The sequence below is a fragment of the Bacillus sp. 3a genome (assembly GCF_017161885.1).
In the GTDB taxonomy this organism is placed as follows: Bacteria; Bacillota; Bacilli; order Bacillales; family Bacillaceae; genus Bacillus; species Bacillus safensis.
On record NZ_CP067376.1, the window covers coordinates 2,310,155 to 2,323,934 of the forward strand.

Genomic DNA, 13,780 nt, shown 5'->3' on the forward strand with positions numbered 1-13,780 from the left:
TCATCGCTCCATTTCTGATGGTTTATTTTCTGATGGAAAAACCCATAGGCGGCTTCCAGTAAAAGTGATCATCATGCCAAGAAGGGTACCAATCGCTTTACTAATGAATAATGAGAAACCTGCTTGCTGTATGACATATAAGACAACATAGGTGAGGAGGCACGCTGCGCCGTTGACTGTGGCCCACTTGATCCATTCCCACTTGTCAGCTTTCTTTTTCACTTGGAACGTCCATTTTCGATTCCAAACATAACTGTTCAGCATTCCTGCAGTATAGGACAGGCACTGGGCAAGAAAAGGGGGAACAAAGCAAGCAGTTAAAAAAAAGAAGAACAGAAAGTCAATCATCGTATTGCTAGCGCCTACAGTTAAAAATGCGGCATAGATCCGAATATTTTTCTTTGTCATCCGAAGGATCATCACCTCCTAGTGTTTGAGTGGGTGTATGAATACTGTACAAAAGTGAGTTGACGAATCAGTGAAGAAAAGATGAAAAAAACATGAACAAGCGATATCTGTTTTTTCACCAGCTCGTGATATAATTTGCTAGATGAAACGAACGGGTGGTGCACAAACATGTATTTAACAATCGCAGAAACAGCTGAATACTTGGAAGTATCAGAAGCGTATATTGAAAAATTAATCCAGCAAAAAAAGATTCGTTACGTATTTGACGGGGAATCTTATCTCATTTATCAAGGGCAGTTTCAAACGCATTTAAAGCAGCTCGAACAATATAAAGAGCTCGTCCAAGAGATCTTAAATGAACCGATTCCGGAAGATCCCGATGTAAAGGATGAAGATTAGAATATCTTTTCAATTTATTCAACATGGATTAATGGCCGTGGGTGATAGATAGAATAATCTCTATTTGAAAGAAGCAGAATGACCATTCATTAGCAGTAAAAGTAAGTGAAAATAATGGGGACAACTACTTTATGTGAAGCCGGTCAAAAAAAACGAAATGAACATTTTAGAAGCGACTGATGAACCGAAACAGCCTTATGAATTATGCCATCAATGGCACGAAAGACTACTCAGCTATTCATTACGGCCTATTGAATGGTATAACCTAGCTGTTCTCCATTCTCCTAAACAATTTTTACTCCCGCGATGATTTTTATGGAGAGGACGGACAGGCTTTTCAAGTAGAGGAGGATGTCGTCATCACCAAAAGCGAGAAAGCTCCAACATTACAAGCCGTTAGGCATAATTTGGTGTCTTTATTAGACTTTTCAATCACTAGATGGTTTCTTGAGGATGATGTGATCGATGCTTTGAAACAGCACGACCAGCAAAAAATCTTGGATTCTATTCAAAGTAGGTTTCATGAAACGGAGCATGCCGAAGTGAATGTTAGAGATCACGGCTGATGTTCTAGATACATTTGCCGCTGAATGGGTCAGGGAACTTTTGGATTACGAGGACGAAGAATTCCTTTACCCACTTTCGTGGGCAGCAGCCAGCAGTTTGCCAGGAGATGAGGGATTACACCATATATTAGAAAAATTGAAATCGATCAGTGAAAAAGAATTGCCGTTAGAGGCTTTTATTTGCCTGCATCGTTTCCGTTCTCACAAAATTTTGGATTGGATGGAGTCAAATTGCACCCATTTTCACGATCAGTGGGAAAGGCTGGCAGCCGTCAGCTGCCCAACCTGGGAGAGAATGAAATCTTGGCTAAACAAAGGAAGACCTTTCTGCTTCATTGCACTAGATACAATGGCAAACTGTGCAAAAGGGAATAGACCGCCTCTTGTGGAAAAATTTTCACCTAAAATTCTTAGAACTGATAAAAATGAAGTAGAAAAGATTTCACATGATGTTCATCAAAAAGATCCGGTTCCACGAGTGAAAATGAAAGTGTCCAACATCTTGGAGAACAAGCAAGACATATTTGAATAAGCCTTTTTATTGGCTGACTCCGGTTTGAACAATCTTCATGTGGCATTTAACTTGTACATCTGCATCAGGATAAATGCTTTTCCACTTTTCTGGTGTTACTGCTTTGTCTTTTGATCTATACCTCAGGCCCAGCCCAAGCGGATCTATGTTTTGCTTTTTAAAGGATTGAACAAGGTCTTGTCCTTGCTGAGCGACACGTTTTTCTACTTCTTTTTCAACATGGTCCAATATAGATGGTTTATCAATTTTTTTGGACTTCATGAATTCTTTTAATTCGCCTTTCAGCTTGATATCAATCGTGATATGGGGTTTTTTAGTGAGGTTTTCAGTTGGTTTTATATGATAAGACACCCGTGATTTGATATTTTCAATCACAACATGAGTCTTCCACTTATCATGAAAACGAAATTCATAAATGCCGTTTTTATGGTTTTCAATCATGGCTTTAAACGTAAACGTTTCTTCCGCCGGAATATGCCCCACCATTTTTTCTTGATCAAAAAGAGCGACACCCGAGACCTTTATAGCACTGCTTGTTTTTTTGATGTAAGGGAGGTATGCATCGACCCCTTTTGCCAGCATCTGATTCATAAAAATATGCTGATTGGTGACAGGTTCATTGCCATTTCGCATATTTTGGGCCAACATGTCAGAGAGATATACACCTATATTTAAGTTCGTTTGATTCATTTTTGTGTATAATAACTCTTCAACTTCTCCGCCTACAATCGCAAACACTTGGCGTGAACCAATGATAGGATCACGATAAATATAATTCATTAAATCGATCATGCCGACTTCTTTTGCTAACTTTTCACTGACTAAAATAACGAGCACCTGGCCCATGACTACTGGAAAAGGTGATTCTTCTGACACGAGAAATTGAATATTACTAATGGTGTTTGACTTTCCGCTTAATATTTGATAACTTCCTTGCTCTTGACTTTTAAAGACAGGGAAGACAAAGAAGCCCTTCATTTCTCCATCTTCCAATAAATCAAATCCTGCCGCCTGAGAGATATTTAATTCATCTAAAAGGCGGGGCTCTGCACAGCTGGTTAACAAAAGACTACACAACATGAGGCCCGTAAGTATATAACGTTTCATGCTCGTTTTTTCCCCCTCCTTTTTTTCAGCATCAGTCCAATGACCATACAGATAATCAATCCATAGATCAGAATGAATCCGCTAAATTCCACCCATTGATTAAAGGTTTCAAAAGAAGTTGCACTGGCAAAAAACGAAAACATGATCAGAATGAGGATGCTGAGCCCGATGTACGTGACGCGCTGGCTCGTATGAAGCATTTTTTTTGCCATTCGGCTCGCTGCCCATAATGGAATCGTGATATTAGGAATGATCAGAAGCAGCCAAAGAGACACTTCAATAAATTCAAAGCGCTGGATAAACGGAAGCTTCACAATGCTCGTTAACGTTAGCGTCGGCCATTTTGTTAATTTGAGCTGAGCACTTGAGTAATACGCTATAGAGACGAGAAAAGTGAGCAAATTTAAGCATGTCGTAAATAATACCCCCATGTGAGCAAATTTTTGAGATGTCTGAGCTTGTTTAATAAAGGGATAATAGACAAGCAGCGTGCCAAAACCAAACATGGATAAGGATGCATCTTTGACTCCCACGAGCATTTGCGAAAATGTATGATCAAACATTGGGAACATGAAACGAATGTGACTATATTTCATGGCATAAAAACAGATAAACGTCATCCAATACGTCAATACAACACTAAAAAATGCCCATCCAGCAATGGTTCTAAAGCCGCCAGTATGAATGTAATACACAAGCAGAAGCAGTACAGACGCAAACAAAAGACCAGGAATTTCTTTAAACAGCCATACATGGATCACATCCATGTAATGGATAAGAACGGTCAGCGACAAAGAAGCAAAATATAAGATATAAAGAATGTTGAATAATTGCCCAATCCATTTGCCAAATACATATTGCGCGATTTCACCAAATTCATCCGAAGGTGCCTTTTTAAACATTAAGTATATGAGAAAGATCATCACATTGACGCTCATGCCAGAAATCAAAATAGCGATCCATCCATCATTATTGATAGAACGAACAAGGTTTGTTTGAAAGTTTAAAATGCTGACACCGACTTGATTGGCATTGATGAGAAAAAACACAAAATAAGGGGATACTTGAAATTTCTCTTTGACAGAAGAAGAGCTCATGCCTTCACTTCCTTATTCATAAAAATCATTTTTCCCCTTGCGGCCTTGCTTCGGCTTAGAGCGATGGATGGTTTCATTTTGAGGACGTAAATTTTCCGGCCTTTTGTTCAAAAAACGGAGCTGAGGACGAATCAAACTGCCCTTTAAATCAGCAAGGCGCATTGGAAAAATAGGCTCTAAATACGGCCGGCCAATTGAAGTTAATTTCATTAAATGGGTGAGCAGAAAAGATCCCATCACAGCAATACCTAATGCGCCCCAAACCTGTGCTGCAACTAAAAAAGGAAATCTCAGCAGCCGAATGGTACTGCCCATTTTGTATATAGGCGTGACAAATGAGGCGAGAGCAGACAGGGCAACAATAATGAGTAAAATATTGCTCGTTAAGCCTGCTGCTACAGCAGCCTGTCCAATGACAATCCCTCCAACAATCCCGAGCGTCTGACCGACTTTAGCTGGGAGCCTTGAACCTGCTTCTCTTAGTAATTCAATCGAAATCTCTAAAAATAGTGCCTCAATGATCGGAGGAAATGGCACAAGATAGCGCGAGGAGACAATGGTTTCTAATAAATCCTTTGGGATCAGTTCATAATGAAAGGTTAAAACGGCGACATATAAAGGTGTCGCAAAAATGGAAAATATCACAGCAAATATGCGTAACAGCCTAAAGCAAGAAGCCGCAATCCATGACATATTGTAGTCTTCCATCGTGGAAAAATACTCAAGTAAAATAGTTGGGGCAAGCAAGACATGAGGCGAACCATCAACTAATATGGCAATTTTCCCTTCTGATAAGCCTGAAGACACGCGGTCGGGTCTTTCTGTATTCAAAAACAACGGAAAGATCGTATTGGATACATCATAAAGCATTTGAGCGAGGTAATTCGCATCTAAAATCTGATCATAATCAACGTCCTCAATTCGCTGAAGAACCGTTTCGATGTTTTCCGGGTTGGCGATTTCTTCAATATATAACACGGCAACTTTTGTTTGAGAGAGCGTACCAACCGTCTTTTCCTCAACTTTCAGGTTAGGCGTCGGCAGCCGCCGTCTGACCAAATTTAAATTGGTATCTAAAACCTCCACAAATGCTTCCTGTGCACTGATAATCCCAAATTCAATTTCAGGCGGACCTATTTGTCTGCCTTTCTTTTCTTCAATCGGCAAGAGAAGCGTTTTGCCCCAGTCTGTCTCAAGTCTAATCGCAATGCTGCCCCGGTGAAGGGCTTCTTGCACTTTTTGAAGATCGCTCGTGATGACAGCCTGCTCAATGGGAATTCGTTCTTTCAGCTCTTCAAGAGTGGGTGACAGGTGCAGTTGTTTGAGGGAGGGGAGAATTTGTTCATGTAGAAGATGTCCATTAATCAATGAACGAAAAAAGGAAATCCTATACAGAAAATCTCCATTTCGAGACAGCTCATTTGTAAAATCAGCAGAACGTGACAATGCTTCAAATACTGAATTCGGGTCCTTTTGTTGTTTGTTTTTCTTCAGCATTTGGACCAGCTCCTTCGGCGATTTGCCTCTATTATCTAACCGATTGTCTAAAGATATGCATGAAAAAAGCGTTCAGCTTGATGGGCTGGACGCTTTTTTTTCATATAGAACGGCTTCTAATAATAAATCAGCTAGATGGACGGCACGCATGCTCGGTGAGTGTCCTGAGCGTTTGATGCCTGCTGCCATTTGCAGCTGACAGCCTGGATTAGACGTAACGATGGCAGCGGCCTTTGTTTGAGTGGCTTCTGTCATTTTATGATCTAAAATTTGCATCGACATCTTTGGCTGCAAGATGTTGTAAATGCCAGCTGAGCCGCAGCACCGGCCCGAATCCTTCATTTCTTTAAATGATACACCTTGAATGGCCTTCATCAGCACCCTTGGTGCATGCTGTACACCCATTCCGTTCCGCAAATGACAAGAATCCTGATAGGTGATGACCTGCTCTGGCAAAGCAAGCGGCATGCGGCGGTGAAATTCCAGCTCCACTAAAATGTCTGATATATCCGTGATTTTCTTTGAGAAGGCTTCACTTCGCTTTTCAAAATCCGGATCATCGCAAAGCAAATGATCGTAATCACTTAAAAAAGCGCCACAACCGCCCGCATTCATGACTATGGCATCCGCATCTATCTCTTCAAACGCTTCAATATTCCGCTTTGCTAACTGTTTCGCTTGTTCTTTTTCACCGCTATGGCCATGGAGCGCTCCGCAGCACGTCTGAATAGGAGGGACGATGACGTCACAGCCTGCCAGCTGCAAAAGCTGGATGGTCGCTTCGTTTGTGCTGGAAAAAACGGTGTCCATTAAACAGCCAGTAAAAAAGGCGACCCGTTTTCTCGCTGGGCCGGCGGCTTTGTATTCCGTCAAACGGCTTTTTCGTTGACGCGGCACCTTTGGAAGCGCCTGTTCCATCAGACGTAAATGCGGTGGAAGCACCTTCAGCATGCCAGTTTTGCGGGCAGCCGTTTGCAGACCAGATGTTTGATAAAAACGAAGAAGTCCTGCTGCTTTCCGCATTCGGCTTTGTGAAGGAAAGAGACCTTTAAACACGACACGTCTTACAAGTTTGACAGGAATGGATTGTTTTTTGTGCTGCTGAATGATGTCTCTTGCATCTTCAAGTAACCGTCCATATTTAACGCCGGAAGGGCAGACCGGTTCACATGCACGGCAGCCAAGACAAAGATTCAGTGAATGCTCGACATCTTCATCTGGCTCAATGACGCCGTCTCTCACCGCCTTCATTAAAGCAATTCGGCCGCGGGGAGAGTGTGTTTCTTGTTGACCAGATTCAATATAAGTCGGACAGGAAGGAAGGCAGAATCCGCAGCGCATGCAATTGAGCAGCTCTTTTTCGTCCATTTGCTGCTGAAATGCTTGCTGAATCTCTGTTTGTTTAGAACTCATGAGACCACCACCCGCTTTCTTGCGGCTTTTCCGAACACTTTATCAGGGTTCATGATATTTTCCGGGTCTAGCGCATGTTTGATCGCTTTCATTGCCGCAATGCCTTCTTTTTTAACCTTCAGTTCTAAGTAAGGGGCTTTCATAAGACCCACGCCATGTTCACCCGTAATGGTGCCGCCAAGTGAGACTGCTTTTTCAAAAATGGCCTGAAAGGCTTCTTCCACCCGTTTCATTTCTTCTTCATTTCTTGCATCTGTTGCACAAGTAGGATGCAAATTGCCATCACCTGCATGACCAAATGTACAGATTTTCACTTTGTACTGCTTCGCAATGTCTTCGATCGCCCGCACCATGCTGGCAATTTCAGACCTAGGGACTGTAGCATCTTCTAAAATGGTCGTCGGGCTTAAGCGGGCGAGGGCAGATAAAGCGGATCGTCTCGCTGTTAAAAGTGCATTTGCCTCTTCTTCAGAATGAGCGATATTTACTTCTTTTGCACCGTGCTGCTGGCAAATTTTTGCGATGCTCTGCATATCACGGGCAACCGCCTCGGGATGGCCGTCTTGTTCGATTAACAGCACCGCTTGAACGTCAGTCGGCAAACCGATTTTTGCAAAGTCTTCAACGACTTCCAGAGTCGGCTGATCCATAAATTCTAATGTGGCGGGGATGATACGCTCTGCAATAATCGCCGACACTGAAGCGGCGGCTTCCTCTAAACTTTCATATAAGCAAAGCATCGTTTGTTTTGTTTCTGGAAGTGGCAAAAGCTTTAGCGTGGCTTCAGTGACAATCCCGAGCGTTCCTTCTGAACCTACGAACAAACGGGTCATATCATACCCGGCCACGTCCTTTGCAAGCTTGCCGCCTGTTTTGATGATGTCACCGTTTGGCAGAACGACTTCAAGTCCAAGTACATAATCCCTCGTCACTCCATACTTTAACCCCCGGAGACCACCTGAATTTTCATTAATATTTCCGCCTAATGTAGAGATTTTCATAGAGCTTGGATCAGGTGGATAGAAGAGGCCTTTCGCCTCTACTTGGCGAATAAATTCCTGTGTGATCAAACCAGGCTGCACCGTTGCTGTCAGGTTTTCTTCATCTATTTCTATTAATTGGTTCATTCTTGTAAACAGCAGCACAAGTCCGCCTTGAGTGGGACATGTGCCTGCACAAAGGTTCGTTCCTGATCCTCTTGGCACGATCGGTATGTTATACGAGGCGCAGAGCCGGACAATTTGCTGGATTTCCTCAGCCGTATGCGGGCTTACGATGACATCTGGCATATGCTGAAAATTTGGTGTTGCATCATAAGAGTAGGCAAGCCGATCGGCTTTACTGTCCTGCATGTAAGACGCGCCAACAATCTTTTTTAATTGATTTAAAAATTCAGAATGTAACATACGCATTCAACTCCTATTGATGAGACGTATCGTTTCTTTCAGTATAAAAAAAGAATCGCCTTATGCCTATGGACGATTCTACAAAATATCGGGCTGTTCACTTCGTTTTTTTGGATCATCATCTAATAGCATGAAGGCTAAATAAAAGAGCATGGCATCTTGCATGCGCTTTGGATCAAGTGTCGTTAACTCTTGGATTCGTTTTAGCCTGTAATGCAGTGTATTGATATGGACATGCATCGCTTCTGCGGTATATTTCAATGAGCAATCTGAGGTCATGAGTACCCGCAATGTTTTCACTAATTCAGGATAGGGGAAAAGAGGGGCGATCGTTCGATCGAGAAACACTTCTTTTGTTTCCTGACTGACTTCCTCCATAAAAAGTTCGAGCGTTAAATCTTCATCAAATACAATCGGGGTATCAGCATGGGCCATTTTTAATGCTCGAAAGGCTTGTTGAAACGATTGCTTCATCAAATGAGCAGCTGCTGGTTTTCCCGCTCCAATCAAAACCCCGGGCGAGCTCCGCGCCGTAAGGGAGGCATGGATGTGAAACAGGCGCTGCTGCAGGGCTTTACGATCATCTGCTGTTGTTTGCAGCATGAGTAAAAAGCGGCCATGCCCCCAGCGGACGATGATCTCCTGGCTGTTGAGATGCAGCGTTTCCTTCAATTCTTTGTATTGATTCTGCTTCATAAACGATTCATCCTGACAATCGATCAGAACAACTGCGCGCTCCTTGTTGATATCAAGCTGAAGCCGCGACGCTTTTTCAGTGAGATCAATCGCTGTCTCTGGCAGATGAAGCCAGTCGAATACAAACGCTTCGAGCTGACGTTCATCCGTTTCAGTTTCTTGAAAAAATTCATGTTCATGAATAAGCAGCTCGGTCATTTTTCTTAATATTTCGCCAAAAGGAGACACATGTACAGGATCTCCTGTCATTCCAATGACCCCGATGACCTCTTGCTTAAAATAAATAGGCAGATTGATGCCAGCTTTGACGCCTTTCATGTGCTGCTGGTCATCCTTTGTGAGAATTCGTTTCTGTCCTTCAAAAGATGTCAGATACGCTCCTTCATGAAATTGTCCAACGCGCGCTGGATCTGTGGCTGCAATGATGGTGCCGTTTGTTTGTGCGATGATGATTTCCTCAGTCAGCACCTTTTTAACCTCATCTACGATTTTTTCTGCCAGTGTCATTGTGAGCAAAACGTACCCCTCCGAGATGTTTCTTTTGACACTATCATACCATCATATGCTGGGACATATCTTTCTTTTCATGAGTTATGCTAAAATAATAAACACACATGAAGGAGAAGAAAGGAGACATAGCCATGTCACTGCAAAATCGCTTACAAGACTTACTGAAAGAAGGACAGGCGCTGACCGACTTTGAATATGATGAAGCGGCGCGCCGCAATTGGACATTAGAAGGAGCGAAAATAAAAGAAGAAGCCCGTTTTGGCGATGTATATATAGAGCGTGTAGACAAGGAATCAGAGAACATGATTCAAACAGAAAACGCCTCATTTCTAAACACACCGCTTACATATGTGAAAAAACATCAAAAAGAATTCATTTATATCGAATCCAAGTGGTTTGATGTCGTGAAAGTGGATGGCTTGGCCATTGAATGGGATGAAGTGTTTCAGACGTATACCGTCCTATTCGGTTTAAAACGTCCTAAAAAAGACACGAATATTCTAAAGGACATGCTATCGCCATTAAATGGTGCTCAGCTTCAATTTAATGGACAAGATGGCTTATTTGATGTGAATTTGCAGCTTCTTGAGCTTGAGAATATCCACGAAGATACGGCTTTCATTGACGTCATCTCGGCCGTGTATCGATTTTTATTCCGTATGATCGTGCAGCTTGAAATCAATGAATCAAAAAACGGCTCAAATTCCTGAGCCGTTTTTTTGTCCATTTATTCATTTGATGAAGGTGTGACAAACCGTACATCATGCTCTTTTCCATATTGAAGATAATCTTCATGTGGCTCCTGATTGGTCACGACGATATCAATCTCGTGCAAATCACAAAACGTGGTCAAGGCGTAATGATCGAATTTGCTATCATCCACTAATAAAAAGGTTTTGGCACTTTTTTGAACAAGCGTCTTTTTAATATCGGTTTCAAGCGGAGACGAATTCGTGACGCCGTGATCAATGGATAAACCAGTTGATGCGATAAAGGCTTTATTGACATTGTAAGCTTTTAAGCGCTCAACACTTTGATAACCAACGAAAGAATTCGTTTTCCTTTCAAGCATCCCGCCAGTGGAAAAGATGGTGAGATTTTCATAAGGCATCGCCTGTGTAATGAAATCGACATTATTGGTCACAATGGTCACCTGTTTCTCCGTCAAATAGGGGAGCATCTCAAACGTTGTCGTACCAGAATCAATAAAAATCATATCCCCGTTTTCCACAAAAGCGGCAGCTGTCTGACCGATCAATTGCTTTTTACTGAGCTGACGAATCTTTCGCTCCTGATACACCACTAACGTTGAGTGGTTCACAGCCACTCCGCCATACACTTTTTTGAGCACGCCGGACTCGACCAATGCCTGTACATCTCGGCGTATCGTGTTTTTTGAGACACCAAAATGCGCCACAAGCTCATCAAGTGAGGCAGATTCCCGGTCAAACACATACTCTTTGATTTGCTGAATCCGTTTTGTTTTTATCATACTTCATATCTCCAATCAATCCGAATGTCCTTTTTCCATTATACCAATAAATTCTCTTACATGGATTAGGTCAATTGATTCTCTTTTCTCCTTTGATATAAAAGCGTATGATAGAAAAAAGAACGAAACCAGAAAGGAACTTTCACTTCTATGAATCAATCAAACAACCCATTTTCAAAGCTTGCGAATTTTAGAGAAGTAGGGGGACTTCAAACAACAGATGGGATGGTGATCAAACAGGGAATGATTTATCGATCCGCAGACTTATCCCGTTTGTCGAAACAAGACATCGAGATATTCTCAGCACTCGGAATTCAAACCGTTTGTGACCTCCGTACAGCCCCAGAACGTAAATCACATCCGCCAAAGATCAAGGAACACGACAAAATCGTCCATATTCCGATGCAGCCTGACAGTAAGATGCCAAGTAAATGGACCATGTTTCGTATGCTGGTAACAGAAGGGAAGTCTCTCTCATTTACACCGATCATGAAAGAGTTATATCAAAGCATGCTGACAGAGCGTAAAGAAGAGATTCGGCAGCTGTTCACACTGCTTTCAGATCAAAGCCATTACCCGCTGATGCTTCACTGCACGAGTGGCAAGGACCGTACAGGTTTTTTATCTGCCCTGATTCAGTTGGTGGCAGGTGTACCGCTGGCTGTCGTTTTAAGTGAATACATGCGTTCCAATGAAGGCGTGCAAATGCTCGTCAGAAGGCAGGAACGATTTGTCCGATTGATGAGTTTATACCGGGTGTCAAAAGAACAAATTCAGCCGCTTGTCGGTGTGCAGCAAGATTATCTTGAAGATGTGCTGCACGAAATGCTGGAGACATACGGGAGTGCAGAGCGGTATTTAATTGAAGCCTGCAAAGTCCCTGAAGCTCATCTCAATGAAATGAAAAACATTCTGCTTACACCATCTGCTGGCATTCCATCACAAAAAGCGGAATAAACTTAAGATGAGGTGATGCAAAACATGCTGAAAAAGATCAGTATGACAGTTTTAACACTGATGTTGATGTTTGTATTTTTATTGATTCCTTCTAGCAGTCTAGCAGCTCGTGCAGTGCCAAAAGGGAAGCTTGAGAGCACAAGAGAGATGCGCGCGGTATGGATTGCATCGGTTTATAACTTAGATTGGCCCTCAAAGAAGGGGCTGCCCGTAGCAGAGCAGAAGCAAGAGTTTATTCGTTTGTTAGACGAAATCAAAGCGATGAATATGAATGCCGTCATTATGCAAATTAAACCAACAGCAGATGCCTTTTATCCTTCAGCATACGGGCCGTGGTCAGAATATTTGACTGGAACACAAGGGAAAGATCCGGGGTACGATCCGCTTGAGTTTATGATCGAAGAAGCTCATAAACGCGGCCTTGAATTTCACGCTTGGTTTAACCCTTACCGAATCACAATGAATCATACTGATCTCAGCCGTTTGTCTGCCGATCACCCTGCAAGACAACATCCTGATTGGACGATTGCGTATGGTAATCAGCTTTATTACAATCCTGGTATTCCTGAAACTCAGGACTTCATTATCGGCGGTATCGAAGAAGTTGTGAAAAACTACGATATTGATGCAGTGCATATGGATGATTATTTTTATCCATATAAAATAGCCGGTGTACCATTTCCAGATCAAGAAACGTATGAAACATATGGAAAAAAAGCATTTACACATATAGAAGATTGGCGAAGAGATAATGTGAATCAGCTGGTAAAGCAAATCAATGACACCATTAAGAAAGAAAAACCGTATGTGAAATTTGGTATTAGTCCATTCGGGGTATGGCGCAACATAAAAGATGACCCGACTGGTTCAAACACCACTGCAGGAATGACCAACTACGATGATTTATATGCTGATACAAGAGAGTGGATTCAGCAGCACGATATTGATTATGTTACTCCGCAAATTTACTGGAGCATCGGCTTTCAAGCTGCCGCTTATGATGTGCTGACGAAATGGTGGTCAAATGAGGTGAAAGGGGAGCCGGTTCACCTGTACATTGGGCAGGCGGCATATAAAATTAATCAAAACAGTGACCCTGCTTGGTCTGACCCGGAAGAATATTTTAGGCAGATTGAGCTGAACAGGCAGTCACAGCTTGTGCAGGGAAGCATGCATTTCAGCCTGAAGGATATCAATCGCAACCCTTTGAATGTAAAGGATCGATTGATAGAAGAGTCATACCGCAAACCAGCCCTCATTCCAGAAATGCCTTGGCTTCATCAGAAAGCACCTAAAAAACCAATCATTCAATCTGTGAAAAAGACAGCGGATGGTGCGGCTTTACAAATCAAAAATGATTCGCATTCTACCGTATCCTATTATGCGGTCTATCGATTAACAAATAAAGGAACATATGAATTGCTGCAAACGGTTAGAAAAGAAAAAGGCGCCATAACAACGATTAAAGACCTCCCAGTCAATCAAAAGAAAATGGATACTTACAAGATTACGGCTCTGAATCGTCTTCATCACGAAAGCAAGCCTTCTACAAAAATAGTGAAATAACAGAAAAAGCATGAGTGAGATTTTCTTCGTTCATGCTTTTTTTCTATTATTCTTGTTTTAATTTTCTGAATTCAATCAAGCTTGGCATGAAGCAGCTGCTTGATTAATAAATATGATAGAAAAGAGCTAAAGGG

Annotated in this window: 13 protein-coding genes; 5 read left to right on the top strand and 8 right to left on the bottom strand. The window is 42.2% G+C overall.

All coding sequences use genetic code 11. The features are described 5' to 3' along the window. Positions 1-408: a GtrA family protein gene (locus tag JJ692_RS11765; protein ID WP_073205885.1), complete on the bottom strand. Its 408-nt coding sequence runs from the start codon at positions 406-408 to the stop codon at positions 1-3. A gap of 168 nt (positions 409-576) precedes the next feature. Here JJ692_RS11765 and JJ692_RS11770 point away from each other — a divergent pair, with 168 nt between their 5' ends. Both JJ692_RS11770 and JJ692_RS18960 read left to right on the top strand, forming a co-directional pair. Next, positions 577-807, top strand: a complete 231-nt coding sequence (locus tag JJ692_RS11770; RefSeq protein ID WP_039179160.1) for an excisionase family DNA-binding protein — start codon at positions 577-579, stop codon at positions 805-807. Between the two features lie 546 nt (positions 808-1,353). Continuing rightward, on the top strand, positions 1,354-1,905 hold the full coding sequence (locus JJ692_RS18960; RefSeq protein WP_225315522.1) for a hypothetical protein: 552 nt from the start codon (positions 1,354-1,356) through the stop codon (positions 1,903-1,905). A gap of 6 nt (positions 1,906-1,911) precedes the next feature. On the opposite strand, the gene JJ692_RS11780 is transcribed toward JJ692_RS18960, so the two are convergent. The 6 genes from JJ692_RS11780 to JJ692_RS11805 all read right to left on the bottom strand — a co-directional run bounded on the left by JJ692_RS11780 (position 1,912) and on the right by JJ692_RS11805 (position 9,637). Then, a complete protein-coding gene (locus JJ692_RS11780) occupies positions 1,912-3,012 on the bottom strand; it encodes a Ger(x)C family spore germination protein (protein ID WP_185854469.1) in 1,101 nt (366 codons plus the stop codon). Further along, positions 3,009-4,109, bottom strand: coding sequence for a GerAB/ArcD/ProY family transporter (locus JJ692_RS11785; protein WP_185854468.1), 1,101 nt, complete (start codon positions 4,107-4,109; stop codon positions 3,009-3,011). Before JJ692_RS11785 ends, JJ692_RS11780 begins: the two co-directional genes overlap by 4 nt. 12 nt (positions 4,110-4,121) lie before the next feature. Continuing rightward, complete coding sequence (locus tag JJ692_RS11790; RefSeq protein ID WP_029707952.1) at positions 4,122-5,606, bottom strand: spore germination protein; 1,485 nt, start codon at positions 5,604-5,606, stop codon at positions 4,122-4,124. 72 nt (positions 5,607-5,678) lie between these two features. Then, positions 5,679-7,019: a (Fe-S)-binding protein gene (locus JJ692_RS11795; RefSeq protein ID WP_073205879.1), complete on the bottom strand. Its 1,341-nt coding sequence runs from the start codon at positions 7,017-7,019 to the stop codon at positions 5,679-5,681. Beyond that, the gene (glcD, locus tag JJ692_RS11800; protein WP_206533788.1) at positions 7,016-8,425 is read right to left on the bottom strand and encodes a glycolate oxidase subunit GlcD; all 1,410 of its coding nucleotides are present in this window, start codon (positions 8,423-8,425) and stop codon (positions 7,016-7,018) included. The genes JJ692_RS11795 and glcD overlap by 4 nt, the downstream gene beginning before the upstream one ends. A 78-nt stretch (positions 8,426-8,503) precedes the next feature. Next, on the bottom strand, positions 8,504-9,637 hold the full coding sequence (locus JJ692_RS11805) for a CdaR family transcriptional regulator (protein ID WP_206533789.1): 1,134 nt from the start codon (positions 9,635-9,637) through the stop codon (positions 8,504-8,506). Between the two features lie 125 nt (positions 9,638-9,762). Between JJ692_RS11805 and JJ692_RS11810 the strand changes: the two genes are divergently transcribed. Then, a complete protein-coding gene (locus JJ692_RS11810) occupies positions 9,763-10,341 on the top strand; it encodes a branched-chain amino acid aminotransferase (RefSeq protein ID WP_206533790.1) in 579 nt (192 codons plus the stop codon). Between the two features lie 17 nt (positions 10,342-10,358). Here JJ692_RS11810 and JJ692_RS11815 read toward each other — a convergent pair whose 3' ends face one another. Beyond that, complete coding sequence (locus JJ692_RS11815) at positions 10,359-11,123, bottom strand: DeoR/GlpR family DNA-binding transcription regulator (protein WP_206533791.1); 765 nt, start codon at positions 11,121-11,123, stop codon at positions 10,359-10,361. A 150-nt stretch (positions 11,124-11,273) separates the two neighbouring features. Here JJ692_RS11815 and JJ692_RS11820 point away from each other — a divergent pair, with 150 nt between their 5' ends. Next, positions 11,274-12,080 (top strand): tyrosine-protein phosphatase, encoded by an 807-nt coding sequence (locus JJ692_RS11820; RefSeq protein ID WP_206533792.1) that lies wholly within the window; start codon positions 11,274-11,276, stop codon positions 12,078-12,080. Between the two features lie 24 nt (positions 12,081-12,104). Further along, on the top strand, positions 12,105-13,646 hold the full coding sequence (locus JJ692_RS11825; RefSeq protein WP_206533793.1) for a glycoside hydrolase family 10-like protein: 1,542 nt from the start codon (positions 12,105-12,107) through the stop codon (positions 13,644-13,646). Positions 13,647-13,780: the final 134 nt, after the last annotated feature.